Genomic DNA, 26,100 nt, shown 5'->3' on the forward strand with positions numbered 1-26,100 from the left:
GTTTCCTTGGTTATTGGCTGAGTAGCCAGTAGAGCCGCGCGACGGACGCGTTGTCCATCAGCGTTTTCCGAGTTTGCTTGCGATTGGGCTCGATGCGCCACTTGGTCCAGTGGCCGCCCTCTTGTTGGTCGCGGAGGGTGTTCCAGGCGAAGTTGCCGCAGGCCTCGGCGCGGGCGCGGAGGTAGGGGGCGCTGGTCTCACGGTGCAGCTCCAGAAACGCCTCGACCAGCAGGTGCGTGAAGTTGGCTTCGTCGCGGAAGGCCTTGGTGCTGGGCTCGACAAACTCTTTCTCCGACGCCAGCGCGATGCGGTTGGCTTCGGTCAGATAGGTGCGCTTGCCGGTGGCTTTCCAGAGCGCCAGATTGGAGCGGAGCATGAGCGCGGCGTTGTAGGTCCACTTCGTGCGCTCCTGCTTGCCGTTTAGGTCGCAGTTGTCCAGAAAGAGGCCGTCGCTGTCTTGGAGCTTGGCATTGGTCCAGGCGACAATGCGTCTTGCCCAGCCGACATAGTACGGAGCATTCAGGTGCCGCGCGACCACGAGCGCCGCCATCGCGCTGGGGCCGTTGGAGCAGGTGTTCTTGGACTGCCGGTTCTCGCGCCAGTAGATTCCCCCGCCGAGCTTCTCGTCCCAGCCGGAGAGGACAAAACGAAGCGCCTCGACCGCGCGGAGCAGATACCTGCGCTCACCGGTCTTTTCGTAGGCCTCGACAAAGGTCAGCACCATCCACGCGTTGTCGTCGTAGTACTTGTCGGAGCTGCCCGGCGACGACAGATAGGCATCGTAGCCCGGAATGAGGGCGCGGGTGTCCCAGTAGCCCTGGAGGCCGTCGAAGAACGCCGCGATTTTCTCGCTATCACCGGCCCCGACCAGCATGGAGAAGGCGACCCCGTTGCCCCACATGAACTCCCAGGGGAGCGCCTTGGGATCGGGGGGAGTGGCGGGGTGGAATTTCCGCGCCTTTTCATCCCAGAAGCGATCAAGACAGAATTGTGTGGTGGCGAGGGCACGCTCGCGCCAGAGTGCTGGTTGCGTCTGCATGCCCTCATGGTATCACTCGGAAAACCAGGTGATCTTCGTGCCATTTGGGGGAACCAAGGCTCCCAGGTCGTTGAGATTGCGGTCGTAGAGGCGTATCCCCTTCCCGTTGTTGAGGTTGATCCAGAGCCGCTCGCCGTCGGGGGAGAACATCCCACTTCCGCCTGTGGTTCGGGTAAGCAGCGCAAGCGTGTTGTTGTTGGGATAGAGCCAGAAGATATCCGACTCGCTGGAGCTATAGCCAAGGTTCCCCCGACTTACCAGGCCCATTCCATCATTCAGTGCCAGATCGCTGAGGTTAGAGCTCCGGTCAGAACTCTCTAAATACAGGCTCCCCGAGTTGGTAAAGTAGCGAAGCAGGCCATAGAGCGCCTTACCGGGTAAGAGAGGCGTTGCGAGCCTCTGTGCCGAGTAGCTGACCCAGACCTCCGCCTCGCTCCGCCAGCGCGGCATGCGAACATCCGTACTATCGGGCGCAGCGCCAAGACTCGTTGCGTGGGGCCGGGAGTCGTCGTTGGGGAAGGCAGGTGCGTTGGTCTCGAAGTTCCAGGCGGCGAGATGGCCAAAGTTGGGCTCGACCGCGATATAGGCCAGCTTCTTGCCACTCGGGCTCCAGCGCGGATCAACGCCATTTCCAAAGAGCGTGCGCCCCGTGCCGTCTGCGTTGATCGTGTAGAGGGAATACCAAGAGCTGAAAGGCTTTGTCAGGTCTTGAACCACATAGGCGATTTTTTTTCCATCGGCGGACCAGTGTGCGTAAACAATATTGGGCTCCAGTGCCATCGCGACCGGCTGGTGGTCGGTGCCATCCGTGCGGACGCTCGCAAGACGGTAGCCATTGCCCAGGTACTCGACATACCCAAAGCGCTCCTTGCGCGTTGTCGGGCTGGGGGTAGGACTTGGAGTCGGGCCTGGGGTCGGTGACGGTGTGGGGGTTGGTGCGGGAGTCGGGGTGGGAGTGGGGTTAGGGCTCGGGGAGCTCCCTCCACAACCTGCAAGGAGGCTTGCGCCACTCGCGATAAAAAGCTCACGCCGTGTCGGTGTCCAGAGAGAATTTACTTTCATGAACCCGGTTTTAGCCCCCAGTGCGTGAACGATTCGTGAACTCAGACGCACTCTCGCAGTTTTTCAAGCTGCACGAGAGCCTGAGCAAGCAGGGCCTGGTTGTGGGCAGAGTTGAGCCAGGTACTCGCCCCCGACGAGTGTGGCAGGGGCAAGTAGAGCCGCCCGTCTTTCTCAAACACCTGCCCGATCAGCTCCTCCAGCGGGGCTTTGGACAGAAAGGTCTTGATCGCCAGGCCACCAAAGAGCACGAGTGCCTTGGGCTGAACCGCCGCTAGCTCCGCATCGAGCCAGTGACGGCAGAGCTTCTGCTCGGTGGGCGAGGGCACACGGTCCTTGGAGCTTCCCGGGTTGCGCCCCGGGAAGCACTTGGTGATCGCGGCGGCGTAGATGCGGGTCCCAAAGTCGGCTTCCTCGAAGCCTGCGTCGAGAAACCAGCCGCGGAGCTTTCGGCCTGCGGGGCCCTCGTAGAACCGCCCGGACTCGTGGTCGGTGCGGGAGGGAGCCTGGCCGATCAGGAAGATGGTCGCGCCGGGCTGGCCGAGCACGAGCGGATTGGCGTGGGGAATAAAACCGCTGTCCACACACCGCGTGCAGGAGCGAATCTCCTGCTGAAGTACTTCTAGGTCCACGAGCTATTGTAGCGGGTCTAGACAAAAAAAGAGCTGTCAGCGCCGTCGCCCGAAAACCCGGGTGCATGACGCTGACAGAGTGTGGTGACCTCCCCGGAAAGAGAGGTCTAGAGTAGAAACGGTGTGGTTACCACACTGTGGACTCCTTGTTCGCCCACAGGGTAACGAAATAGAGAATCGAAATCCTTAAAAAATCATTAAAGCAGGAAAAAGTCGATAGGGATTCTTGGATTATCAAAGCCCCGACGAGAGGTACGCGAGTACGACGGCGCAATACTGAGGTTGTTGAAGAGCGGTGCTTGGCTACTCTGTCGGATTCGATTCTTGTAGCGCTTGCCAATACGGACGATAGGCTTGCCATCGGGGCCTTGTTCCGCAGTCCAACCGACTTCGATGCTCTCACAGATCATGTCTAGCGCCGTGGAGAGCGGGACATTGGAGAATGTAAAGGACTTTGTATCGCTCGGGAGGTCATCAGCGAGCGCGTAGCTGAGATCCGCATCCTTAAGGAGCTCCTTAAAGCACTCTCGCACGTCGGTGTTTTTCTTGTCGAGAGAGACACGCTTGCTGAGGGTGGGCGTGGAGCGGAAGAGGTTGCCGATGATCGGGAGGTCGGAGAGGATAGGGATATTGGGGCCAGGTGCGGTAAAGACCTGCCCACGCCCGCCAGGATTGGTCAACCAGCGGGGGCCAGGCACCGGGTATCTCTTGCTGAAGACGACCTTGACCTTGTCGCCTTTCTTCTCCGCCTTCCAGCCGCCGCCCAGCCAGCTTGCTGCATTGTCGAGCGCATTGCCGACCGAGACACCTCTCATCTTGATACTGAGCTTGGAGTCGCTCTTGAGGCCGTCCTCGATCTCGTAGTCGATTCCTGCCTTCTCGCAGATCTGCTTAATGACATCACGAGCACTGCCGTCCTTGACCTCAATATCGAGTGTTTTCTCCGGAAGGTCCTTGAAGCGCACGGAGGACGAAGCGCTGCCAGGGACAATAATCGAGGTTGTGCTTCCACTAGAGTTCCCCCCAAGGCTCCCTCCAAACCCCGTCATGCCGGGAAAGGTCGAGAAAGAGCCTCCTATATTGACCGTGTCTGCCGTGCGCTTGCGGAGCTCGACCGTGGTCTTGCCGTCCTCGCTGAGAACATAGGCCTGGGCACCGTAGAGGCGGGAGACCGATGCGAGGGCATCGCGCACGTTGACGGCATCCAGCTTGAGGGTGAGCTTGTTCTTGTTGCCCTTGGTCTGGTCGTCGATCTTATCTAGCTTGACCTTGGCGGCATCTAAAATCTTCTTGATGGCGTCTTCAAGGGTTGCGTTTTTGAAGTCAACGTCGATGGTCTTGTTAAACCACTCCGGGTCGCTGCTGATGGTGGTGAGTCGAGAGCGGCCTGCGGAGCCTTGGACAATGAGATTGGTGTCCTGGGCAGCGGCGGGAAGTGCTGCGGCGAGCGCAAGGGCGGCAAAGAGTGTGCTTCTCATGAGTTAGTTCTCCTGTTTTGTTTCAGAATAGATCACATCGGGGTCGTCGAGAGCGACCGCGACGGGGGTATAGGTGACGCTTTGGCCGTCTTCGCTGGGCTGGGCGTAGTAGGCCGGGGTGTAGGCGGGCGACTCCACTGCGACACGGATGCCGCTACGAACGGAGTCAGTGGCTGTATCGACCGCCACGGGCAGGCGGCGTGTGACGGGCGACTCCCGTCTCTGGCGCGTGAGCACGGGGCGCTGGCGCGCCGGCGGCTCCGGCTGCTTCGGTGACTCGCGCCTCACCTTTGGGGGACTCTGAGGCGGGCTCGCCTGATTCATAGGCACTGGCTCAGAGCTCTCCATGCCTTGGCGCTCCGTCTGAGTAGATGGGTTTGCCGTAGGCGTTGGACCAGCGGAGACCACGGAAGACGGCGTCACCACGGGGCGGTCCAGCCGCGCCATGACCACCATACAGACCGCGCCCGCCAGTGCCGTGGTGAGGAGCACACTTCGGGGGCGTGTCATCCCAATGGGGCGCAGTGGGGGGCGACGCTGTGGGAGGAGGGCGCGTCGCTCTAGGCCCGCGGGCATCTCGCTCTGAGGGCGCCAGTCCGCGGCCTTCTTGAGTTTTGCTTCGATCTCGGGAAATTCTTGGTCTTGCATCTGTCCTCCTACCTTGCCCCCTCTTCCAAGCGAAGAGGGGGACAACCCTCCGTCTCTAGTTCGCTGAGCTTGCCCGCAAGTCGCTTCAGCCCGACCTTGACCCGGCTGCGGATCGTGCTCTCGGGCACGCCCTCCAGCCGGGCCACCTCGGCGAGGCTGTACTCCTCGAAGTAGATCAGGTGGATCGGTGTTCTCTCTTTCTCTCCTAAACCAGCGACCGCCGCACGGACTAGGCGCTGCTGCTCCCGCCGAGCGGTCTGCTCAGGGAGCGAGAGAGCATCATCGGGCTCGTCGGGGCGGTCGTCTCTCCAGAAACATACCCGACGCATCCAGGCGGACTTCTGGTGGTCGTGGGCCGCATTGAGTGCAATACGGGTCAGCCACGAGCCCAGCGACGCCTCGCCGCGATAGCTCCCCAGCGCCTGCCAGGCCTTGATGAGGGTCTCTTGGGCGAGGTCCTCGGCATCGGCTCTGCGGCGGGTGACACTGGAAACCGTGCGCCAGATGCGGCCGCGGTGGGCCTCACACAGCTGTGCAAAGGCGTCGGTGTCTCCGTTGCGGGCTCGCTCCAGCAGCTCGATTTCCGTCATCACACTCATAGACGAGACCTCTACGAAAAACCGCGAACTTCCGTTGCCAATTGGGGTATATTTTTGTAGAAGGAAACCAACACTATGTCCATTGAACTACCCGCACTGCCCTACGCCTACGATGCGCTCGCTCCCGTGATCTCCCAGGAGACCATGGAGTTTCACCACGACAAGCACCACGCCGCGTATGTCACCAACCTCAACAACGCCATCAAAGACACCGAGGTCGCCGACTGGAGTGTGGACTCGCTGATCAACAATCTCTCCGCCGTGCCCGAGGGAATCCGTGGCGCGGTCCGCAACAACGCGGGCGGCCATGTCAACCACACGCTGTTCTGGGATATTCTCACCCCCGGTGGCGCTACTGCCCCCTCCGGTGAGCTTGCCGAGGCCATCACGGCGGCATTTGGCTCGCTCGATGCCCTGAAAGAGGCGGTTGCCAAGGCCGGCGCGACCCGCTTCGGCTCCGGCTGGGCTTGGATCGTCACCGATGGCGACGGTAAGCTCTCGGTGGTCTCGACCGCCAACCAGGACACCCCCCTGATGGGAAGCGCCATCGCGGGCTGCACCGGCACCCCGATCCTGGGAATCGATGTCTGGGAGCACGCCTACTACATCGACTACCGCAACGCCCGCCCCAAGTACCTAGAGGCGATCTGGGGAATCATCAACTGGGACAAAGTGGCCGAGCTCTACGCCGACCGGTAGCCCCCGACGTCGGAGGTCGGGGGCACGCTTCGCTCCTGGCCTCCGGCCACCAAGTCGCTCCGCGACACAAAATACAGCCGTGCGGGAACTTTGCGTCGGGAAGTTCCCGTAATCAGGCACATGCAACGTCCAAAAAATCGTCCTCTCACGCGTGCGGAAGCCGAAGCTCGGATCCAGGGAATGTCGCGCCGCATCAGTCCCACGGAACGTGAGACGCTGATTGAGGTCTGGACAGCAAACGCGGAACTCTTGAGCACGCTGATCCTGAGCCACGAACCTAATATGGCCCTTGCAGCGATGAGTGAGTCTCAACGACGCTGGAAAGAGGGATGGGATCACAGGGGCACAGATCAAGCTTTGGCGATGTGCTTAACTCCAAAGACGAACTTGAGCGTTCGAGAGAAAGCTGCTCTTGTACTGGGGCAGCGCAACGATAAGCGTTCTATTCCTATTCTGCAGACAATGCTGAGCTCATCTGACCCTGGTAACCCCCTGCAAAGTCCCAAAGCCGTCCAAGCCGGGTTTTTCCTCGCTCGCTTTAAAGACACAGCAAGCTATCCAGGCATCCATAAGTTGATCGCACGTCTCGACAATGCTGAGCAACGCAACCTCGCGGATGTACTTGCCATGATGGCGGATCCAAAGTCTGTGATTCTTCTTCGAGAGCTTCTGAAAAATCCCTACCAAGGAACGCGTAGTCATGCTGCACTTGCCTTGGGGCGAGTGAAAGATCAGTCGTCCGTTCCCGCGCTTATCCTCGCGCTCACCGACGGCTATTCTGCGGTTCGCCGTGACGCGGCGTGGGCACTGGCCGCCATTGGTGATACCAAAGCGCTTCCGGCACTGAAGAAAGCCGTCACGGCGCAGAACAGCAAGCAAGTGCCTGGACACGGCTCTCGCGGAGCGCAGGAGATGGCACGAAGGGCCGTTGCCGCTTTAGAAAAGGGAAAACCCCTAGAGATCGCCCGCGATTGGCGCGGCGATCCCGTCGGCATGAGCCGCTTTTGACCGAAGCACCTCGGCGAGGCTCCAGGCTTGCCAGGGGCAGCCGTTGGGGCGGTGCGGCGCGGCACCGTCAAATACCTCCGCAATCCCGCCCAGGCCGTAGTCCTCGGTGAGGTGCCGCTCTAGCGCAGAGAGAAAGACCGAGAGATCGGCATCGGCTCCGTGGACTTTTTTATACAGCTCGCAGAAGCTCCCGATCAGCCACGGCCAGACCGTCCCCTGGTGGTAGGCCGCGTCGCGCTGGTGTGGGCCGCCTTCGTAGCGTGGGCAGAAGCGGGAGTCGGCGGGGGAGAGCGTGCGCAGGCCAAACGGCGTGAGCAAGTGCTCCGTGGCGACGGCAAGTATCGCCTGGTTTACCGAAGCTGGCAGGTCGAGCAGGGCCGCGGCGATCACTTGATTGGGACGAATGGATGCGTCCGGCGTGCCGTCAGGGAGCAGGCAGTCGTAGAGCCCGAGGCCATCGGCGCGCACAAACCGTGCTAGGAACGTCGCTGTGGCTCTCTCGGCAAGCTCTACGCGCCCTGCCACTCTCAGTGCGTTGATCCAGAGCGCCTGCACCTCAACGGGTCGGTCGTAGCGCGGCGTGATCGCCACCCCGTCTACCTTCGCGTCCATCCAGGTTAAGTTGGTGTGGTCGTCGCCGCAGCGCAGGAGGCCATCGGAGTCGCAGAAAATCCCATCGCCCACCGTACCCTCAAGATGCGCCGCGATGATCTGCTGAACGACCTCCGAGAGCTCCTCGGTCAGCCCGCACAGCCCGATGCAGTGCAGAAACCACAGCGTCCCATCCACATTGTTGTAGGCAGGCTCATCGAGGTTGTCTGGGAAGCGATTGGGAATCCGCCCGTTGCGCACCCACGGCACAAAGTCCCGGATGATTTGCCTTGCGATTTCCTCGCGCCCTGTGGTCAAACAAAGCCCGGGCAGCGAGATAAACGTATCGCGCCCCCAGTCCGTAAACCACGGATAGCCTGCCAGAATCGTGGTGCGACAGTCGTTTCCGCCCAGCAGAAAGTGACGGATGGGCCAGACATGGCGACCACGTGTGTCTTCGCCAATACCTTCCCAAATATGTTCAACGACTTCTAGCTCTGCCTGTTCCAGTGAGGTGATGGGAGATAATTCGGTTGTTACAGTCAGCTTTGGATGCGTCTCTGAAGACGTCAGAATGGCAGGGCAGTAGAGAGATTCCATCCAGTCAAATCCCCGGTCACGCTCCCGTGGTTGCGCGAGTTTCTCATTCCACCAGCCTGCTCTCTGCCACTCGCCCTTACCAATCAGACGAAGAACTGGGGCATCTTCAGTTGCCTGAAAGAGCCAGCCTTCTTCTGTGGGCTCAGACCGGAAGGGAAAGCCGTCCCAAGGCCGCATCTGGCTGTGAATCTCTTTCCAGCATACCAGTGGTGCCAGGCGAAGTTTTACATCAACAAAGGGATCCTCATTAGGAAGACCGTACTCGAAATAGATGGTATTCTTGCCAGGCTCCATGCAGAAGTTTTTGGTTGCATGTTCGTACTGAATCGTAAAAAAACTGTACTCCCCAAAGGATTGAATAGACTTCCAACCGTTGGGAAAGATGGTACCGTCTGCATAAATATGTGTAGAGAGCGGATACTCGACACCGTCGATAATTACGGTTTCATCTAAGCCGCCAAGCAGCGACATTCTGCGACCCGACGGCGGATCAAGTGCGATGGTGAGAAGGCTATGGTAGCGGCGGGTGGCGCAACCGGCGAGCGTGCCGGAGGCAAAGCCGCCGATACCATTGGTGAGGAGCCACTCTTTGGACGCAAGCTCTTCGAAGGTCATGTTGGATTCCCCCGCCGGGCGGGGGTTAGGGGGCCGGTCAAAGTTTTACTTCAAGAGTTGCGGTGACACCGACGCCGGAGACGCGCTTGAGGGTTTCGAGGCTCTTGACGGCGCGGTCGGAGACGGGGATGAGGCCGCGGACGCGTACCGTGGGCTGGATGATGCGCTTCTCGCCCTCCATCTGCGCGACCGCACGAACCGTATCTACCAAGCGGCGTGGGCCGTTTACCTGGGCCGCACCGGCGTAGGTGCCGTTGCCGACCGTGAGGATCGGGACGACCTTGGTGACCGCCTCATCGCCGATATCCTGGGTACGGGTGACATCGTTGACAAACTTATTGATGTCCTTGCCGTAGCGGTCCACCGCGAGCAGGATCAGGCTGGCCTTGATGGTCTTGTCGAGCTGGGCACGGACTGCAGGGGCTTGCCCAAGGAGCATCCCCAGGCACACCAACGCAAGGGAGGGAACGAGTGAGGGCTTTTTCATGGGCTATCTCCGTGGCTTGGACGGTGTCGCGGGCGCACGGTACGACGAGCTATCGATCACCTCGGTCTTGGTCGTGCCGTCGGGGAGCTGGACCTTGCGGTAGCTCGTCACGGAGGAGCCACCCGAGGCGTTGAAGCGCCGCTCGCCGGTGTAGATCGAGAGAACCTTGCGCTCCGGGGCCTTGGTGCCGTAGATGCGGAAGGTCAGGGTCTCGCCGTTGGCCTTCGCACCGACAAAGATGGGGCCGTCGGTGTTGTTCTGGAACTTGAAGTCGGTGGAGTCGTAGGAGACCGTCGCGTCCCGGCCGGGGCGGACATAGGCGACCGGCATCGAGTGGTTGGAGCGCGAGACTACCTTTAGGTCGGCAAGCAGAACAGCGTTATAAAGCGTGGTCGAGACCTGGCAGACACCGCCCCCGACTCCGTCTACCACGAGCCCGTCCTGGTACTGGTGTGCCATCTTCCAGCCGAACTCCGTCTCACGCGGCCCGACCGTGTTGTTGTAGGAGAAGGTCTCGCCGGGGCCGAGGAGCAGCCCATTGATCTTTGCCGCCGCCAGCGCGACATTGGCCTTGCGGTTGCTGGGCGAGCCGCCGTAGTCGGTCGTGAAGGCGCTCAGGAGGGTCCCCATCTTCCCCAGGTCCTCTGCGGTTACCTTGGGATCCTCTTCCTTAACCACGATCTCCGCGGTCTCTCCATCGGCGAGGGCAGCATTGCCTCCCTTGAGAAGAGCAGCCTTGGTCGCGGCAAGGTCGAGCTCGATTCCCTTTTGCTCGCGCTCGGCGAGGACCAAGCCACCGGTACCTTCCATCTTGGCGCGCGCATTTTTGGGGGTCTTGTGGACGGCCTTCGCGACCTTTGCCAGGTGGGCATCGAGCTTGGCGGGGTCGAACTTGAACTCCGGATAGAGGGTCACCCCGCGCTCTTTGTTGCCGTGGTAGAGTCGCTCAAAGAAGTTGTCGTCCTTTCCCACCTGCCAGGCGGCATCGAGCGCGGACTCTAGCTCAAAGCGCCCTCCCAGCTCCCCAGTCGTGATCGCCCACTTCTTGCCAGAGACCGGGGCGGTCAGCACCACGGCCTTTGCGAGCTGCTCCCGTGCCCAGGCTACGGTCTTCTCTTGCGCCTCCTCGCGGGTGAGGCCTCCGACCGGGGTCTCGCCGATCTTGACACCAGGGGCAATGCGGGTGGCATCGGGGAGGGTACGGGAGTAGGTCACGGTCGCGCCCGTCCCAAGGAGCCCGAGGCCGATCAGGGTTGAGGTTAGCCCTATAATAAAGCCACGGGAGCGCCGCGGCGGTTCAGGAGTAGGTTCCACGCTTGTCATCTTAGTTCTTCAGTGTCGTTAGACGGCGACGAAAGGGTTTGGGTTTCGTCCTCTTTTTGCCCTTCTAACACGATCAGCCTCTGCCGGAGCGATTGTACCTCGTCCCTCAGGACGCGAAGTGCCTCTGCATTGGGATCGGGGGAGTTGAGGCTGGCGTTCATCACCGGAGTTGTCTCCGTGACCGTGGGCTGCCCGACAATGCGTGCGGGGATTCCCACGGCGGTGGAGTCGGGCGGGACATCCCGGATCACGACCGCGTTGGCTCCGATCCTCGCCTTCGCTCCCACCGTGATGTTACCCAGAATCTTCGCTCCCATACCAATTAAGACACCGTCTTCGATCGTGGGATGGCGCTTGGTCTTCTCCAGGCTGGTCCCTCCCAGAGTGACATTGTGGTACATCAGGACATCGTCCCCAATCACTGCCGTCTCCCCGATCACAACCCCCATCCCATGGTCGATAAAGAAGCGCCGTCCGATTGTCGCGCCCGGATGGATCTCGACTCCCGTCATGAAGCGCGACCACTGGGAGACCCAGCGTGCCGCAGTCTTGAGGTTCGAGAGCCAGAGCCGGTGCGCGAGGCGGTGGTAGAGAACGGCCCAGAGCCCGGCGTACGTGAAGACCTCCAGCAAGTTTCGCGCCGCCGGGTCTTTCTGGAAAATGGTCGCAACATCCTCACGGAGCCGAGCAAACATATGGAAACAATTTTATCACGGGGCCTCCTTGGGCTTGGCTCAGTCCTTCTTAGCGATCACCGACTCGCTGTACATCCGCAGGTAGCGCTCGATGTACTGGCGCTGTGCAGCGTAGTCGGTTGCGGGAACGAGGGCGCGGCGGTCGGTGACCTCGATGGTGATGGCGAGCTTGCGCCCTTCTTGGATGACCGTGCGCTTGAAGCTCCCCAGAGCGCTCTCACCCTCGGTGGGCTTGGGGACATAGAGAAAGCTATAGCCTTGCGGAAGGGTCACCTCGAGAATAGCGCGGGTCAGGCGGGACTGGGACTGGTAGATCGGGTAGAGCCGGTTCTCCTCGGTGAAGGGCGAGGCAAAGGCGGAGGTCGCTTGATCCGGGCGGGCCTTGAAGATCAGGAGCTCACCGCTGACATTGGCCCACGAGGGAAAGCTCGCCTCGGACTTGAGCACGAGAGGCGTGTCTCGGTTGGCGACATCAGAGAGCTCGTAGCGGCTCACCTTGGGGTTGACTCCAATCGTCCCCAGCAGCGACTCGACATACTGCCGCGACTCATCCGGGCTCTTAACCCGAAAGTTCGCCCGCAGCGCCAGCTCGGTATCGCCGCTTCCGGAGAGCGCGACCTGGCCCTTGGCGGCTCCCTCAGTGTCCAGAGTCAGCAAGACCCGCTGCTCACTAAGCTCATCTTGGGGCGTGCCCACGGGGATCGTCTCAAAGACCGCCTTGCCATCTTTAATCACCAGCACCTCGACCCCGCGGTCTGCCTGGGGGATATCGCCAAAGCGGCAGACCTGCGCTGTCGCATCGAGCCAGTAGGTCTTACCCCCGAGCTGCACCTGGCAGAGGGCGTGGTTGAAGGCATGGGGCGACGGCAGCTCGGTCTGCTGGGGGAAGGGCTCGTTGGCCTGGAGCAGGACCGGGTAGGCGGTGAGCCCCGCGGCGCGCAGGAGCGAGACGAGGAGAGTCGCCATGTCCTTGCAGTCGCCGTACTGCACGGTCAGTGTCCGGCTCGCAGGGCGGGGCTGGTAGGCGGAGATACCCAGCTCGATGGCGACATAGCGTGTCTTCTCCTGAACATAGTAGAAGATCGCCCGCGCCTTGTCTTCGTCAGTGCGGCAGTCCTTGGTAAGCTCGCGGGCCAGGCTCGTAACCGCGGCATCGCTCTGCATCGCGGACTGGGCAAGCTTGGTGTACCAGTCGGCGACACTCTGCCAGCTCGGGACCGTGGAGACCGTCAGCTTGGGGAGCTGGCGCTCGATGGGGGGCATGAGTGGCTCGGTGGAGAGCGGGGCGACATTTTTGTCTTCCCAGGTATAGGTGACGCTTTTTCCATCCGCCGCCGCCCGGATAGTCGGCTCGATCGCGCTATTGCGGAGCTTGCGGGCCAGATTCAGCGACTTGGGGACGGTCACCCGGAGCCGCGTGAGCTGGACGGGATCGAAGCCGCCCTGGAAGTACCAGTGAAACCAGAAGTTGCCCGGGAGAGGCGAGGTCTTCTGCTCCGTGACATACTCGTAGTCGATCACGCAGCCGGGCTCGACCGCGGGCATCGAGAACGAGAGCACCCGGGCATCGTCGTAGCCCTCGCTGGCGGCACCGTTGCGCACCTCGGTCGGCTTGACCTCGACAACCTCGCCATTGGGCCGGAGGGTTCGGGCACGGATCAGCTTGACGGTCTCGTAGCTCCCGTTGTAGGGCACCTTGACCTCCGCCTCTTGCTCACGTCCTCGCTGGTTGAGGATCTTGATTGCTTGGCGCGTGACGATTCTTGCGGAGCCGTCGCTCTTGACCGTGATGTCGGCGAGATCGAGCAGGGTTGCCTTGGCGGCGTTGGGGTACTCACTGGCCTTGGGCGCCTCCGCGAGCAGCTTTTTGAGCTCCGCGAGGTCGGTTTGGGGGGCGAGCAGAGCAGGTGGGGGGGGAGCAACGGGCCACATGAGTGCAGTATACAACAACGAATGCGCCTCCGTGGGGCGATATAATGCAGGCTGTTATGCTCACACGAAAACGTTTCCTTGGCACGCTTGCTGCCAGTGCCCTTACCCCCGCGGCCTTCTCACAAGAGCACGAGCCCGCGCCCGATGGAAAGACCGAGCTATTTCGTCTGCGCATCGTCAACCGCCGCCTAGGCACGATCTCTGTCTCCTCGGACGAGGGCGATACCTGGCACCTTGTCGGGCGCGTGACCCAGCCCTGTACCGGCGCGAGCGAGGGCTATATCGCCGCCGAGTACGCTCCCCGTGGCTCGGTCGCGGCCGTGGCGGTGCATGGGCTTCGGATCCGTGTGTCCGGGGAGGACCCCCAGCTCCACGCGCCCTTGGTCATGGGGATCGCGCCCCTGGAGTTCTCCGGCGACAAAGCAAACTACGGCTACGGTGGGCACCGTGCGGGCAATGTCGGGATGAAGACCGATATCCCTGCGGGCACGTCGATATTCCGTGAGCTTGCTCCTCTGCCGGGCAACATGGTCTATGTGGAGAGCCGAACGGGCCGCCTGCTTCCCCTCCCCGACGATTTCAAGCCCACGGGCCAGGGTGAGGCGCTGGTGATTCTGGTGCGTGCGCCGCTCAAGCGTATCCAGGAGCTGAAGATTGAGAACAAGGTCGCCGGGGCAGTGACCGCGACTTTCTCTGGGGGCGAGAGCAAGGTGCTCACCCATGTTGTCAAGCCCGTTCAGGGGATTGGTCGGTTTGATGGCACGAGCTACACCGGGGTCGGGCAGATCAACACCGCCCATACCGGCGTCATCACGGTCTCGACGGCTCCGGTCGATACCCGCCTGCCTGAGGGCGAGGGCAAGGAGCGCCGCGGCGGATTTCAGATCTCGCCCGTCTGGCACAACGCCCGGACCGAGGAGCACGACGCGCCGATGATGCTGCTCCTGGGGGCGCTCGACCCCGACGGCAAGCCTGCCAAGCGCCGCCGCGAGCTGGAGGGGACCGCTCCGCTGTTTCTGGAGCACGTCGGGCTCTTTGGCGAGGGAGCCACGGTGGACTGCCAGATCGACGGCGGGGAGTGGGAGCCCCTCCCGACCGTGCTGGGCGTCCGCCTCACTGCCTTCACCGCCGATGGTCTCAACGAGGTCTGGAAGGGGAGCGGTAAGGTGCGCACCTGCACCCAAGGCGTCACCGCGTTTCGTTTCCGCTTCGCGCAGCCCTCACCAAACAACATGCGTGCGGTCGCCGTCGCGTCCTCCGAGCGCTACCGCCAGCTCCGCCTCGCCGAGGCACGGCGCAACAAGACCAAGTTCGTCGGGGGGACTGTCACCATCAACCCCAGCCTCACCGACCCAAGCCGCGTCTCGTTTATTCGGCTGAGTGTGGACGGTAAAGTAAAGGCCCTTAAGAACTTCGCGCCCTTCCAGCTCAACTGGGACACGACACGGCTCTTGGACGGCGAGTACTTTATCGAGATCGAGGCGCTCGACGCCAGCGGCGCGGTGCTCGCAAGTACCCCTCAGCGTGTCTATGTCCTCAATGCCAAGCCCGTCCCGCCTACCACGGGCGATTAGAGCGGCGTCCCACGTCACCCCAGGAACGAGTCGTGCCGGAACCACCAGGGTTCGGGCACACTTGTTCTTAGGGCACCCTGTCCGGGTACAATAGGCCCCATGAGCATTCAACTGGGTATCTCGTCGTATTCCTACTGGCACTTCAAAGAGCCAAAGATCGCCATTGAGCATGTCATCGACGAAGCGGCGCGGCTTGAGGTCAGCGGAGTCGAGATCCTGCACCGCCAGATGGAGAGCGAGGACAATGGCTACCTCCAGAGCCTCAAGCGGCGAGCGTTTCTCAATGGCCTCGATCTGATCTGCCTCTCGATCCACCAGGACTTTGTCCACCCCGAGGCCGAGCTTCGTCAGGAGCACATCGACCACACGCTGCGGTGCATCGAGCTGGCCTACAAGCTGGGCATTCCCTGCATCCGCCTCAACTCAGGCCGCTGGAAGACCATCCCGGACTTCAATGACCTCATGGACGCCCGCGGCGACGAGCCCCCGATTCCGGGCTACACCGAAGACGATGCCTTTGGCTGGTGTATCGACAGCATCCAGAAGTGTCTGGACAAGTGCGCCGAGTGCGGTGTGACGCTGGCGCTGGAGAACCACTGGGGCCTCACGCGCACGCCGGAGGGCGTCTTGCGCGTGATCGAGGCCGTGAACTCGCCGTGGCTGGTCGGGCTCATGGATACGGGTAACTTCCGCGAGGACCTCTATGAGAACCTGGAGAAGATGGCCGAGTACGTCCGCTTTGTCCAGGCAAAGACCTACTTTGGCGGCGGCGAGTGGTACACACAGGAGATGGACTACAAGCGAATCGCGGGCATCCTCAAGGCTGTGAACTACAGCGGCTACATCTCGCTGGAGATGGAGGGCAAGGAAGACCCCGCCACCGCGGTTCCCAAGAGCATCGCGCTCTTGAAGGAGGCTTTCGGACTATGAGTTTTTTCCCCTTTGATCGCTACATCAAGCACGACGAGCTAACTGCTGGCCTACAAGCCGTCGCCGCGGCGTTCCCCAATCTCGTTAAGATCGAGAGTATTGGCAAGAGCTTTGAGGGGCGCGACATCTGGTGCGCCACGGTCACCAACTTCGAAACGGGGCCGGATACCGAGAAGCCTGCGGTGTGGGGCGATGCCAATATCCATGCCACCGAGGTCTCCCCGACCACCGCGCTGACCTACTTACTGGAGAAGCTCGTCACGGGCTACGGCACCGACCCGGAGATCACGCGGGCGCTGGACACCCGCGCGTTCTATCTGGTGCCGCGTGTCAACCCCGATGGTGCGGAGCTCTATCTCACGACCGGGCGCTCGATTCGCTCGTCGACCCGGCCCTATCCCTACGACGAAGAGGCGCTGGAGGGGGTCAAGCGGGAGGACGTGAACGGGGATGGCCTCGCCTTGCAGATGCGTCTTCTCGATCCCGATGGCCCCTGGAAGAAAGACTCCGTAGACCCGCGCCTCATGGTGCGCCGCGACCCGACCGAGACCGGCGGCGAGTACTACCGCATCCTGCCCGAGGGCTTCTACAAGAACTACGATGGCATCTCGCTCAAGATGCAGGGCAACAAAGAGGGGCTCGATCTCAACCGTAACTTCCCCGGCCACTGGCGCACGGAGAGCGAGCAGTACGGCGCAGGCCCCTATCCCACCAGCGAGCCTGAGGCACGGGCACTGGTTGCCTTTATCACCGGCCACAAGAATATCTGCCACGCAGTGACTTTCCATACCTACTCGGGCGTCCTGCTGCGGCCCTACGGCACGCAGGCAGACGAGAGCTTTCCCGCCGAGGACCTCTGGACCTACCAGACGATTGGGAAGAAGGGGACGGAGCTCACGGGCTACCCGGCTGTCTCGGTCTACCACGACTTTAAGTACCACCCGAAGGAAGTGATCACCGGGGTCTTCGACGACTGGTGCTACGAGCACCTGGGCATCTTTGCCTGGACCACGGAGATCTGGAGCCCGCAGCGCCAAGCGGGGATCACGGAGGGCTTCGACGATAAGACCAAGCAGGGGGCGTTTAAGTTCACCACCTGGGGCCGCAACCACGATCTAGAGGACGACCGAAAGCTCCTGGAGTGGGCCGATTCGCAGCTCGAAGGCAAGGGCTACTACGACTGGACGCCGTTTGAGCACCCGGATCTCGGGCCGGTGGAGATCGGGGGCTGGGACATGCTCTACAGCTTCCGCAACCCTCCGCCGCAGTTTTTGGAGAAGGAGATCGCCCCGTTCTCGGACTGGCTGCTCTGGCAGGCATTGACCACGCCGCGCCTGGCGCTCCACCAGCTCGATGTCGCGTTTCTTGGCGAGGACACCTGGCACGTGCGGCTGGTGGTGAAGAACACCGGCTGGCTCCCGAGCTATGTGACCAAGAAAGCCCTGGAGCGCAAGTACGCCCGCGCCGTGGTGGCGGAGCTGACCCTGCCCGAGGGCGCGAGCCTTGTGACCGGGAAAGAGCGCCTGGAGGTGGGGCAGGTGGAGGGCTTCTGCTACAAGCCGCCCGCCAACGGTGGCTACACCGCCGACACCACCGAGGACCGTGCCCGCGCCGAGTGGATTGTCAAGGCCGCGGCAGGGACGGAGCTGACGGTCACGGCTCGCCACGAGCGGGCGGGCGTGGTGCGCGCGACGGTTACGCTCGGCTAGGAGCATCCCATGGGACGAAAAGCTGGCGTCGTCGATCCGCGGGTGGCGGTGGCGCAAGAGACACTCTCGGCGATGATCGTCGATTTTTGCCGGGTCCACCTCAACCAGGAGTGCCAGAAGCTGTGCCTCAAGCTCCTGGCGACCTGGACCAAGCACGACCCCGACGCGCTCCTGCGCGGCAAGCTTGCGGTCAGTGCCGCCGCCGTGGTGCATACGATCGCGAGCCTCAATGGGCTCTTCTACCGAGACTCGCGACCGTCGGTCTCGGCAACGGAGATCGCGGCGGGCTTTGGGGTGAGTGTCGGTGGGGTCAATACACGGGTCAATGCCCTCAAGCAGACCATGCAAGCCAGCGGTGTCCCCGTGGAGAAGTACCTCACCAAGCGCGGTAAGGAGCAACGGGAGAGCATCGAGAGCCTCTATGCCGAGATGATGGGTATGGCACAGGGGCTCCAGAACCTCGGGGAGCTGGATGGGGTTGCGTCGGTGGACAGCGACGGCAACTTCTACGACGCCGAGCGCTCGGTGATGCATGCCTTTTACGATCTCATGGCGGAAGTGGACGACGTAGGGGAAGAGCCCACCGAGGCGCAGGTTCCCGCTCTGCGTCAGCTGATTGCCCAAGACCCCGATTTCTACGACACCTATGTCGCGCTTGGTAATATTCTGGGTGGCGACGAGGGCCGGGAGCTTCAGCGCGATGCCTGTACCCGCGCCCTTGGGCGAATCCGCTCCAACTCCTTTGTTCGCCACGTGCCCTGGGGATATCTGGAGAACCGTCACCTCCTTCGTACAATCCTGAACGAGGCAATCGCCTGCTGGGAAGACCAAAGCACGGAGAACGCAGTCTTTCTCTTTAAGACGCTTCTTGAGCTCTGCCCCGACGACAACCTTGGCGCGTCGTTCTACCTCCTTGCGGTTCGGGAAGGAATGTCCTTCGCGCAGTTCGAGGAGAGGTTTATGGACCCGAGTGGCCTCGGCTATGTCGCCGGCAAGCTCAATCCCTGGTTTACAAAGAATAGCCCACGCTACCCCGAGGACTTCGCGGAATGGAAGCAGTATGTTGATTCCCTTACCTGAGCCCCCACCTGAGCGCTTCTTTGTCTTCTCTCTGGGCACGTCCCAGACCCATACCAGCGATGTGCGGGTTCGGCAGCCGGAGAAGGGGACGGACTTGACGCTCCAGCGGGTTCGGTGGGGGATTCGGACGTTCGAGCCGACCATCTACTACGCGCTGGAGGTGGGGCAGTTCCTGCCAAAATCCCCACGACTGGGCGTCTCGCTGGATCTCACGCACAATAAGGCGATTGCGCACGTGCGAGACGCGGTGGGCGTGACGGGGACTTGGAAGGGGAGCCCGGTCTCGGGGACGGTGCCGATGACGAACTATGTCCAGAAGCTGCGCTACACCAATGGGATCAATATCCTCTCCGCGCTGGGCACCTACCGAGGCGCTGGCCCCGACGCGCGATTCCAGCCCTTTGTCACAGGAGGGCCGTCGTACTATATTCTGTGGTCGCGCAACTACGTAGACGGAATCGAGAGCGCGACCGACTACCGTAAAGCGGGCTGGGGCTGGCTGGGCCGCACGGGCTTTCGCTACCGCCTAAGCACCACACTCTCCCTCCAAGCCGCGGTGAGCTACACCGACGGTCCCGGCGAGGTGCGCACGGCGGAGAATGGGTTCCTCTCCACCCCCCTGCGCTCCTGGCACGAGACCGTCGGTGTGGTCTGGAAGCTCTAGCCCTTCCCGGACTTTCCGGCACCACCGCCGGCACCCGCGGCTTTGTTGTACTCCTCTAAGGCCGCTTTTTGCTTCGGGGTCAGCTCCACCTTCGCATTGGCCTTGGCCGAGTCGAGGGCTTTCTGGTTCTCCGCATCGACCTGCTGCTCTTTCTTCTTAGCGGCACTATCGTGGCTACTGCTCTGGAGAAGCACCGCATTGAGCGCATCGGGGTTGATCTGCGTCCCATCCAAGGTCGGGATCGTGATCGCCGGGCGCTGGCTACGCCCCGTCACCGTAATCGCGATGTGGTCTGAATTGTGGGCGATATTTCCCACCATCAGCGTGTTGCCGTAGCCCGTGGTCTGCTGGAGGTAGGGCACCACACTCAGCTGAACCACAAGATTCAGCCGGGGACGGAGCTCCGCCGCCAGTGCATTGCCCACTGCGGTGTTGATCTGGTTGTGGAAGAGCCCTGAGATTCGGTTCAGGAGGCCACGAATCTGCCAGTCGCCCGCCGCTTGTAGCTGGAAATCGTCGAGGGCCACAACATTGCCTTGGCGCACCAGCCGAAAGCTCCCCTGCACCTGAATGCGGGAGACGCCCACGCCGGGAACATCGGGAAGCCAGAACCCACCACTGGTCCAGCTCGTGTTGATCGTGTGGGCCGTGTCCTGCGGTCGTAGTGAGAGCGCAAAGCGCAGGCGACCGTCGCGGTAGTTCAGGGTCGGGGCGCCGTCGTTGCGGATCGTGTTCGTGCTGGCGACAATCCCGGGCCAGGGATCGGGCATCCCAATGGTCACCACGGGGATGCGCACCGGCGAGTTCACATTGGTTCCATTGGGCAGCCGTAGCGAGATCGCACCGCCGCCACTGCTCACATTGATCGACACCGAGCGCAGGGTCTCGCCCATCATGCGCTGGAGTGCCGCATCATCGATCCGAATATCCGCCTCGGCACGCACGGGTGCCGCCACCGAGATCGCTGCCAGGACAGCCGGGAAGAAGAGAGTTGTTTTCATTGAGTAAGCTCCTTGAGGTAACCGATGACGCATTTTCCCGTGACAACGCAACAAGATCGCAACAGCCAGCGCAACATCGGGCTCCTTCAAAAAAAAGTTCTGACGCCCGAAAATAGCCCTATGCGCATTATTATCAAACCCCTTGGGCTCGCTATTCTCGGTCTCGCCGCGGTTGCCGGAATCGCCCTTCCTCGCTTTCTCCAACCCCAGAGCCAAGCCACGACTACCTCGACTACTACAAGTGCTGTGCCCTCCGCTTCTGGAAATCTCCTCGACCCGGGGGGCTGGCAGGCCTACGGCGCGGAGGGCGGCGAGCAAGTATCGAGCCCCCTCGAGTCTCTCCCGCCCGGTGTGACCGGTGCCGCGGGAATTCGAATCGAGACCAAGAAGTTCACCAACCAGCCCTGGTCCGTGGGCTATACCCAGTCTATGATAGCTGCCTTCAAGGACAAAGAGCCCGTGACCCTTTCTTTCTGGGCACGTGCCCACGAGCCCCAGCACGTCCGCATCGCCATGCAGTTTCCCACCCACGGCTACCACGAGTGCTGGTTCAAGGAGGAGCAGCTCACCACCGAGTGGAAGCAGTACACCTACAAGTTCACCACGGAGGCGTTCCAGCCCAAAGAGGGGAGCATGGCCTTCCAGACCGGCTTCCGCGCGGGTTGGGTCGAGCTCGCGGCCATCACCCTGACACGCGGCAACTAGTTAGCCCGGATATATTCGCCCGGACAACAAAGTCCCGGACCACGAGGGTCCGGGCTTGAAAGGGCTACGGCTGCCTTCGCAGCCAAACGAATCCAGTGGGCACGGAGGTGCCCGTCGCCCTTTTAAGCCCAAGGACTTGTTCCTCGGGAGTTCACGGGGAGTTCACGTTTCGTCGAAGCGGTAGAATAGGGCATGGCCCTGTCGCGACGTTTGCTACTTGCTACCCTCTCGGGCGTCTTGCTGGCGGCGGCCTTTCCGCCCTACCACTTTCCGTATTTCTTGCCACTGGCCCTCGCGGCGCTCCTCAAGGCCCTCGACGGCGCGACCCCGCGCCAGGGCTTTTTTGTGGGCTTGCTCTCGGCGGGGATTCACACGGGAGCCACCCTCTTTTGGCTCTCGAATCTCTTTGCCGCAGCGGTGCTGCCGCTCTGCGTGATCCTCTCGCTATTCCCGATTTTGTTCTGCATGCTCTGGGCACGGTGTCAGTCTGTGCTCCCGCGGGTCGCCACGGCGGTACTCTGGGTGGGGCTAGAGTTCTTTCGGGCGGAGCCGTTTGTCCTTAACTTTGGCTGGCCGACCCTGGGCTACGCTGTGGCGGGACGGCCCGTGTTTGCCCCGCTGACAGCTACCTTGGGAGTCTATGGGATCAGCTCTCTAGTCGTGGCACTAGGGACGCTCCGAGGGCGGGCACTGGCGATCACCACTGCGCTCTGGGCGGTGGCGTGCCTGATTCGGCTTCCCGCGCCGGTGCCGGAGCGCCCTCTCACCGTGCTACTAGTCCAGGCACGCTCCGGCGACGAAGAGGCGCTGTTTGAGCAGAGTGCAGGTGCAAAGGCCGACGTGATTGTCTGGCCGGAGCATGCCTTCCACAGCGACCCGCGGCAGCCGGGACGGTTTCGCTTCAACAACTTCTGGCCCCGGCTCCAGGCGCTCGCCAAGAGCTCGGGAGCGCATCTCGTGCTGGGGGCCCATGTTGCACGGCAGGGGGAGGACCCTGAGAAGATCTTTGACAACGCAGCACTGGTTCTCACACCGACAGGCGAGCTCGCCGGAATCCATGTGAAGAACCACCCCGTGCACTTCCTCACTGATGGCGTCGCCAGCACAGTGGCGAAGGCGATCCCGACCACTCTGGGGCGGATCGGAACCCCCATCTGCTTCGACAACGACTACCCCGAGGTCGATCGGCGCATGGTGCAGGATGGCGCGGAGGTCTTTCTCGTGCCCAACATGGACCCGGATGAGTGGGGGCCGGTTCAGCACGCCCAGCACAGCCTGCTCTTTGCGATGCGGGCGATGGAGAATGGCCGCTGGCTCGCCCGTGCGGATGTAGACGGCGGCACGAGCGCCGTGGCACCCAATGGGGTTGAGGTCGGCCACGTCAAAAACGGCGAGCCGCAGACCCTCATGGTGCGTGTCGGCCGCACGACCCACCGGACGCTGTATGGCCTTGGTGGCTGGGTCTTTGGGCCGCTCTGTTTGTTTGGAGCGCTGGGCTGCACGGGGTTTGGGCTCTGGAAGGGACGGCGCGCCTCCCCATAAACGGCGTGGCCAACAGGTTTATAATTTCGGATCGTGCGGTACAATCGGGGCTGTGAGCCTACTTCTCCCCCTAATTACCTCCGACGATCCCGCTGTTCGTAATACGTCGCTCGATACCCTCTGTGCCTCTCTCGATATCACCGGCCTGCAAGCCGAGTGCACCGCCCTGGAGCGCTTCCGCCACGAGAGCCAGAGCCTCTACGAGCGGGTTCGTGCCTGCTTCTTTCTCTACGCAATTCATCGCTTCCACCTGCCGACCCGCGAGGGCTTTGCAGTGGGGGGGCACCTGCCGTACTCGGGCTATGTCAGCCTACTGGAGCGGCGCTTTGAGGAGGCGATCTCAGCGTTTCGCGGGGCCGAGGCGGCGCAGGGGGCCAGCGATGCGCTCTCCAGCGCACTGGCGGCGGCCTACCACCGGCTCGCGTTTCAGATTCTGGCCGACCAGGTGCGCCACTCCGTGCGCTCGGTACGGGGGAATCAGTGGATGTTCCAGGCCAACCATCCCGCCGAGCTGCTCCTGCGCGTCCGCCCGGAGCTCACAACCGCAGGAAGCGAGGGAGCCCTGCCGATCCTGCGTGAGCGGACTCCCGTGCGCATGGACCTGACCCACTCAGGCTGGAGCGATATCTTCTTTCTGGGCATGGACTACCCCGAGGGCGCGCGTGTCCTCAATGTCTCGATTGATCTGGCGGTGCACGGCCGCGATGACTCCCCGCGCCCGCCGGTGGAGGCCTACTTCCGCGTCCTAGACGAGCCCGTCCTGCGCCTCGCCAGTGTCGATCTGGGGGCCAGTGTCGAGATCACGGACCTAAACGATGTCTTTAACTTTGGAAAGGACTACCTCGGGCTGCTCAAGGCGGGCCTGATCGCGTCTGGGGTCGTGCCGCCGGGGATGGAGGGGTCGGGGACCAAGCTGACCGACCTGCTGGAGCGCCTGGTGGGGCCGGGGCAGGGGATCGAGCTCGTCTCCAGTGTCAATGGGATTCCCAAGGGGAGCCGACTTGCGGTCTCGACCAACCTGCTGGCCGCCCTGATCGCGGTCTGTATGCGCGCCACGGGCCAGACCCGGACCCTCACCGGCGAGCTCTTGGAAGAGGAGCGGCGGCTGGTTGCGGCCCGCGCCATTCTTGGGGAGTGGCTCGGGGGCTCGGGCGGCGGCTGGCAGGACAGTGGGGGAGTCTGGCCGGGAATTAAAGTGATCATGGGCCAGCTCGCCGACACGGGCGACCCGGAGTTTGGGATCAGCCGCGGGCGTCTGCTCCCCAGTCACACGCTCCTGCCCGCGAGCTCAGAGACCCGGCAGGCGCTCCAGGACTCGCTGGTGCTGGTGCACGGGGGGCTCGCCCAGAATGTCGGCCCGATCCTGGAGATGGTGACCGAGAAGTATCTGCTGCGCGGTGCCGCCGAGTGGGAGGCACGCCTAGAGGCCCAGCGCTTCCTCGATGCCATTGTCGGGCACCTTGGGACGGGCGATATCCGCGCCATAGGCAAGCTGACCACCGAGAACTTCTACGGCCCGATCCAGACCATCATCCCCTGGGCGAGCAACCTCTACACCGAGAGCCTGATCCAGGGAATGCGCGAGAAGTTCGGCGACCAGTTCTGGGGCTTCTGGATGCTCGGAGGAATGGCCGGCGGGGGCATGGGCTTCATGGTCGCGCCCGAGCGTAAGACCGAGGCGCAGGGCTTCCTGCAGACCCTGATGTCCGAGCAGAAGAAGCGCCTGCAGAGCGCCCTGCCCTTTGCCATGGAGCCGGTGGTCTACGACTTTGCGATCAACGACCAGGGGACTGCCGGTGACCTCCTCGACGGCGAGAGCGCTCCGCTTCCGGCTTCCTACTACGAGCAGATGCTTCCCAATCTGGTGCGGCGGGACTCGCGCTCGCTGACCCCTGCCCTGCGCGGCGAGCTGCTCGCCATCCGCCAGGCTGCCCAGACCCGTCCCGAGCTCGCCTCGCTCCCCGCGACTCTCTTCGACCAGCTGCTGCCGTCGGTGGCGGCAGAGGACAAGGCGACTACCCTCACGGACCTGCTCGCGCAGAACGGCTTCGATGCGGTCGAGCACGAGCAAATTCGCCACGACCTCACCCATGGCCGTATCGGGCTCTCCCAGAATCGCCTGCCGGTCCACGCCACGATCCGGGATGTCGAGCCCGGCGATGTACTGGAGCTGGCCAACCACGCCGAGCTCGGGAGCCAGGCGCTCGCCCGCGGTGAGGTGGCCGTCGTGACCCTGGCCGCAGGGGTCGGGAGCCGCTGGACCCAGGGCGCGGGTGTCGTCAAGGCGCTCCATCCCTTTGCTCAGCTGGGGGAGAAGCACCGCACGTTTATCGAGATTCACCTCGCCAAGAGCCGCAAGATCAGCCGGGCCCACGGTGCGGCGATCCCCCATGTCTTCACCACGAGCTTCCTCACTCACGCGGCGACCGATGCCTTCCTAAAGAGTGAGCAGAACTACGGCTACGAAGGCCCCGTGGCGCTCTCGCCCGGACAGTCGATTGGTCTGCGCCTTGTCCCGACTGTCCGTGACCTGCGCTTCCACTGGGAAGAGACCATGCAGCAGGTGCTCGATGTCCAGCAACAAAAAGTGCGCGACTCCGTGCGGGCGGCGCTGATCGGCTGGGCGCAGAGCAAGGGCGAGGGCTCGGACTACACCGACAACCTGCCGGGGCAGTGCCTCCACCCAGTCGGGCACTGGTACGAGGTTCCCAACCTGCTGAAGAACGGCCTGCTCCTCAAGCTCCTCACCGAGCGCCCCGCCCTGAGGTACCTGATGGTGCACAATATCGACACGCTCGGCGCCGATGTCGATCCCAATGTCCTGGGGCTTTTCGCGTCGCGCACCGATGGCATCATGGTAGAGGTGATCCCACGCCGCCTGGAGGACCGGGGCGGTGGCCTCGCCCGCGTGGACGGCCGCCTGCGCCTGGTCGAGGGACTTGCCATGCCGCGTGAGGAGGCGGAGTTCGGCCTGACCTACTACAACTCCGCGACCACGTGGGTACGGATCGACTCGCTCCTCTCCCTCTTTGGCCTAACCCGCGAGACCCTCGCCGATGCGGAGAAGGTACAGGAGAGCGTCCGCCGTGTCGCGGCCCGGATGCCGACCTACGTTACCCTCAAGGATGTCAAGAAGCGCTGGGGCGCGGGGCAGGAGGACATCTTCCCCGTGGCGCAGTTCGAGAAGCTCTGGGGCGACATCACCGCTCTCCCGGACTGGCAGGCGAGCTTTGTGGCGGTCCCACGCTTCCGCGGCCAGCAGCTCAAAGACCCCGCCCAGCTCGACGGCTGGCTCCGCGACGGTAGCGCTGCGCATATAGAAACGCTGTGTGATTGGGGATAGGCCTGTGGGCCCAGGACGGTAAACCTCCGGGCTGTAGGGCGTGGGGGGGGGGGGGCCGGCCGCCGCGGGGGCGGCGGCCCCCGCCCCGGGTGGGTTTTGTTTTTTTTGGGGGGTGTGGGTGGGGGGGGCCCACAACCCACCCGCGGG

22 protein-coding genes are annotated in these 26,100 nt (G+C 62.7%); 10 read left to right on the forward strand and 12 right to left on the reverse strand.

Annotated elements, in window-relative coordinates; all coding sequences use genetic code 11:
• Positions 1-10 precede the first annotated feature (10 nt).
• The 6 genes from HNQ39_RS25945 to HNQ39_RS25970 all read right to left on the reverse strand — a co-directional run bounded on the left by HNQ39_RS25945 (position 11) and on the right by HNQ39_RS25970 (position 5,455).
• Complete coding sequence (locus HNQ39_RS25945) at positions 11-1,039, reverse strand: glycoside hydrolase family 76 protein (RefSeq protein ID WP_184203508.1); 1,029 nt, start codon at positions 1,037-1,039, stop codon at positions 11-13.
• 12 nt (positions 1,040-1,051) lie between these two features.
• Positions 1,052-2,101: a TolB family protein gene (locus HNQ39_RS25950; RefSeq protein ID WP_184203509.1), complete on the reverse strand. Its 1,050-nt coding sequence runs from the start codon at positions 2,099-2,101 to the stop codon at positions 1,052-1,054.
• 41 nt (positions 2,102-2,142) lie between these two features.
• Positions 2,143-2,730 (reverse strand): uracil-DNA glycosylase family protein, encoded by a 588-nt coding sequence (locus HNQ39_RS25955; protein ID WP_184203510.1) that lies wholly within the window; start codon positions 2,728-2,730, stop codon positions 2,143-2,145.
• 197 nt (positions 2,731-2,927) lie between these two features.
• Positions 2,928-4,208, reverse strand: a complete 1,281-nt coding sequence (locus HNQ39_RS25960; RefSeq protein WP_184203511.1) for a hypothetical protein — start codon at positions 4,206-4,208, stop codon at positions 2,928-2,930.
• Positions 4,209-4,211: 3 nt separating this feature from the next.
• Positions 4,212-4,856, reverse strand: coding sequence for a hypothetical protein (locus HNQ39_RS25965; RefSeq protein WP_184203512.1), 645 nt, complete (start codon positions 4,854-4,856; stop codon positions 4,212-4,214).
• Positions 4,857-4,864: 8 nt separating this feature from the next.
• Entirely contained in the window at positions 4,865-5,455 is a 591-nt protein-coding gene (locus tag HNQ39_RS25970; RefSeq protein WP_184203513.1) for an RNA polymerase sigma factor, read from the reverse strand.
• Between the two features lie 75 nt (positions 5,456-5,530).
• On the opposite strand from HNQ39_RS25970, the gene HNQ39_RS25975 reads away from it, so the two are divergent.
• Together HNQ39_RS25975 and HNQ39_RS25980 are read left to right on the forward strand one after the other, a co-directional pair.
• A complete protein-coding gene (locus HNQ39_RS25975) occupies positions 5,531-6,154 on the forward strand; it encodes a superoxide dismutase (RefSeq protein WP_184203514.1) in 624 nt (207 codons plus the stop codon).
• 120 nt (positions 6,155-6,274) lie between these two features.
• Complete coding sequence (locus HNQ39_RS25980; RefSeq protein WP_184203515.1) at positions 6,275-7,162, forward strand: HEAT repeat domain-containing protein; 888 nt, start codon at positions 6,275-6,277, stop codon at positions 7,160-7,162.
• Here the strand turns inward: HNQ39_RS25980 and HNQ39_RS25985 are convergent.
• From HNQ39_RS25985 to HNQ39_RS26005, 5 genes are read right to left on the reverse strand one after another with little or no spacing between them, the layout of a single operon-like run.
• Complete coding sequence (locus tag HNQ39_RS25985; protein ID WP_184203516.1) at positions 7,109-8,968, reverse strand: amylo-alpha-1,6-glucosidase; 1,860 nt, start codon at positions 8,966-8,968, stop codon at positions 7,109-7,111. The genes HNQ39_RS25980 and HNQ39_RS25985 overlap by 54 nt on opposite strands.
• A 37-nt stretch (positions 8,969-9,005) precedes the next feature.
• Positions 9,006-9,455, reverse strand: coding sequence for a hypothetical protein (locus HNQ39_RS25990; RefSeq protein WP_184203517.1), 450 nt, complete (start codon positions 9,453-9,455; stop codon positions 9,006-9,008).
• Between the two features lie 3 nt (positions 9,456-9,458).
• Positions 9,459-10,778 carry a VanW family protein gene (locus tag HNQ39_RS25995; RefSeq protein ID WP_184203518.1) on the reverse strand — a complete coding sequence of 440 codons (1,320 nt, stop codon included), beginning with the start codon at positions 10,776-10,778 and terminating at the stop codon, positions 9,459-9,461.
• Complete coding sequence (gene cysE, locus HNQ39_RS26000; protein ID WP_184203519.1) at positions 10,775-11,473, reverse strand: serine O-acetyltransferase; 699 nt, start codon at positions 11,471-11,473, stop codon at positions 10,775-10,777. The genes HNQ39_RS25995 and cysE overlap by 4 nt, the downstream gene beginning before the upstream one ends.
• A gap of 39 nt (positions 11,474-11,512) precedes the next feature.
• Positions 11,513-13,405, reverse strand: a complete 1,893-nt coding sequence (locus HNQ39_RS26005) for a DUF3857 domain-containing transglutaminase family protein (RefSeq protein WP_184203520.1) — start codon at positions 13,403-13,405, stop codon at positions 11,513-11,515.
• Between the two features lie 56 nt (positions 13,406-13,461).
• Between HNQ39_RS26005 and HNQ39_RS26010 the strand changes: the two genes are divergently transcribed.
• The 5 genes from HNQ39_RS26010 (at position 13,462) to HNQ39_RS26030 (ending at position 19,362) form a co-directional block, all read left to right on the forward strand.
• Entirely contained in the window at positions 13,462-14,979 is a 1,518-nt protein-coding gene (locus HNQ39_RS26010) for an Ig-like domain-containing protein (protein WP_184203521.1), read from the forward strand.
• 99 nt (positions 14,980-15,078) lie between these two features.
• Positions 15,079-15,909 carry a sugar phosphate isomerase/epimerase family protein gene (locus HNQ39_RS26015; protein WP_184203522.1) on the forward strand — a complete coding sequence of 277 codons (831 nt, stop codon included), beginning with the start codon at positions 15,079-15,081 and terminating at the stop codon, positions 15,907-15,909.
• The gene (locus HNQ39_RS26020; RefSeq protein WP_184203523.1) at positions 15,906-17,618 is read left to right on the forward strand and encodes a M14 family metallopeptidase; all 1,713 of its coding nucleotides are present in this window, start codon (positions 15,906-15,908) and stop codon (positions 17,616-17,618) included. The genes HNQ39_RS26015 and HNQ39_RS26020 overlap by 4 nt, the downstream gene beginning before the upstream one ends.
• A 9-nt stretch (positions 17,619-17,627) precedes the next feature.
• Positions 17,628-18,698, forward strand: coding sequence for a DUF6398 domain-containing protein (locus HNQ39_RS26025; protein ID WP_184203524.1), 1,071 nt, complete (start codon positions 17,628-17,630; stop codon positions 18,696-18,698).
• Positions 18,679-19,362, forward strand: a complete 684-nt coding sequence (locus tag HNQ39_RS26030; protein ID WP_184203525.1) for a hypothetical protein — start codon at positions 18,679-18,681, stop codon at positions 19,360-19,362. Before HNQ39_RS26025 ends, HNQ39_RS26030 begins: the two co-directional genes overlap by 20 nt.
• Here the strand turns inward: HNQ39_RS26030 and HNQ39_RS26035 are convergent.
• On the reverse strand, positions 19,359-20,363 hold the full coding sequence (locus tag HNQ39_RS26035; RefSeq protein ID WP_184203526.1) for a hypothetical protein: 1,005 nt from the start codon (positions 20,361-20,363) through the stop codon (positions 19,359-19,361). The genes HNQ39_RS26030 and HNQ39_RS26035 overlap by 4 nt on opposite strands.
• 120 nt (positions 20,364-20,483) lie before the next feature.
• On the opposite strand from HNQ39_RS26035, the gene HNQ39_RS26040 reads away from it, so the two are divergent.
• The 3 genes from HNQ39_RS26040 (at position 20,484) to HNQ39_RS30745 (ending at position 25,953) form a co-directional block, all read left to right on the forward strand.
• Positions 20,484-21,068: a carbohydrate binding domain-containing protein gene (locus tag HNQ39_RS26040; protein ID WP_184203527.1), complete on the forward strand. Its 585-nt coding sequence runs from the start codon at positions 20,484-20,486 to the stop codon at positions 21,066-21,068.
• Between the two features lie 192 nt (positions 21,069-21,260).
• A complete protein-coding gene (locus HNQ39_RS26045) occupies positions 21,261-22,610 on the forward strand; it encodes an apolipoprotein N-acyltransferase (RefSeq protein ID WP_184203528.1) in 1,350 nt (449 codons plus the stop codon).
• Between the two features lie 52 nt (positions 22,611-22,662).
• Positions 22,663-25,953, forward strand: coding sequence for a UTP--glucose-1-phosphate uridylyltransferase (locus tag HNQ39_RS30745; protein ID WP_221290338.1), 3,291 nt, complete (start codon positions 22,663-22,665; stop codon positions 25,951-25,953).
• The last annotated feature ends 147 nt before the right edge of the window (positions 25,954-26,100 follow it).

This window comes from Armatimonas rosea (genome assembly GCF_014202505.1).
Lineage (GTDB): Bacteria > Armatimonadota > Armatimonadia > Armatimonadales > Armatimonadaceae > Armatimonas > Armatimonas rosea.

Coding starts and splice junctions, on each gene's coding strand:
- HNQ39_RS25945 (WP_184203508.1), bottom strand. CDS start 1,039: ATGCAGACGCAACCAGCACTCTGGCGCGAGCGTGCCCTCGCCACCACA.
- HNQ39_RS25950 (WP_184203509.1), bottom strand. CDS start 2,101: ATGAAAGTAAATTCTCTCTGGACACCGACACGGCGTGAGCTTTTTATC.
- HNQ39_RS25960 (WP_184203511.1), bottom strand. CDS start 4,208: ATGAGAAGCACACTCTTTGCCGCCCTTGCGCTCGCCGCAGCACTTCCC.
- HNQ39_RS25965 (WP_184203512.1), bottom strand. CDS start 4,856: ATGCAAGACCAAGAATTTCCCGAGATCGAAGCAAAACTCAAGAAGGCC.
- HNQ39_RS25970 (WP_184203513.1), bottom strand. CDS start 5,455: ATGAGTGTGATGACGGAAATCGAGCTGCTGGAGCGAGCCCGCAACGGA.
- HNQ39_RS25975 (WP_184203514.1), top strand. CDS start 5,531: ATGTCCATTGAACTACCCGCACTGCCCTACGCCTACGATGCGCTCGCT.
- HNQ39_RS25980 (WP_184203515.1), top strand. CDS start 6,275: ATGCAACGTCCAAAAAATCGTCCTCTCACGCGTGCGGAAGCCGAAGCT.
- HNQ39_RS25985 (WP_184203516.1), bottom strand. CDS start 8,968: ATGACCTTCGAAGAGCTTGCGTCCAAAGAGTGGCTCCTCACCAATGGT.
- HNQ39_RS25990 (WP_184203517.1), bottom strand. CDS start 9,455: ATGAAAAAGCCCTCACTCGTTCCCTCCCTTGCGTTGGTGTGCCTGGGG.
- HNQ39_RS25995 (WP_184203518.1), bottom strand. CDS start 10,778: ATGACAAGCGTGGAACCTACTCCTGAACCGCCGCGGCGCTCCCGTGGC.
- cysE (WP_184203519.1), bottom strand. CDS start 11,473: ATGTTTGCTCGGCTCCGTGAGGATGTTGCGACCATTTTCCAGAAAGAC.
- HNQ39_RS26005 (WP_184203520.1), bottom strand. CDS start 13,405: ATGTGGCCCGTTGCTCCCCCCCCACCTGCTCTGCTCGCCCCCCAAACC.
- HNQ39_RS26010 (WP_184203521.1), top strand. CDS start 13,462: ATGCTCACACGAAAACGTTTCCTTGGCACGCTTGCTGCCAGTGCCCTT.
- HNQ39_RS26015 (WP_184203522.1), top strand. CDS start 15,079: ATGAGCATTCAACTGGGTATCTCGTCGTATTCCTACTGGCACTTCAAA.
- HNQ39_RS26020 (WP_184203523.1), top strand. CDS start 15,906: ATGAGTTTTTTCCCCTTTGATCGCTACATCAAGCACGACGAGCTAACT.
- HNQ39_RS26025 (WP_184203524.1), top strand. CDS start 17,628: ATGGGACGAAAAGCTGGCGTCGTCGATCCGCGGGTGGCGGTGGCGCAA.
- HNQ39_RS26030 (WP_184203525.1), top strand. CDS start 18,679: ATGTTGATTCCCTTACCTGAGCCCCCACCTGAGCGCTTCTTTGTCTTC.
- HNQ39_RS26035 (WP_184203526.1), bottom strand. CDS start 20,363: ATGAAAACAACTCTCTTCTTCCCGGCTGTCCTGGCAGCGATCTCGGTG.
- HNQ39_RS26040 (WP_184203527.1), top strand. CDS start 20,484: ATGCGCATTATTATCAAACCCCTTGGGCTCGCTATTCTCGGTCTCGCC.
- HNQ39_RS26045 (WP_184203528.1), top strand. CDS start 21,261: ATGGCCCTGTCGCGACGTTTGCTACTTGCTACCCTCTCGGGCGTCTTG.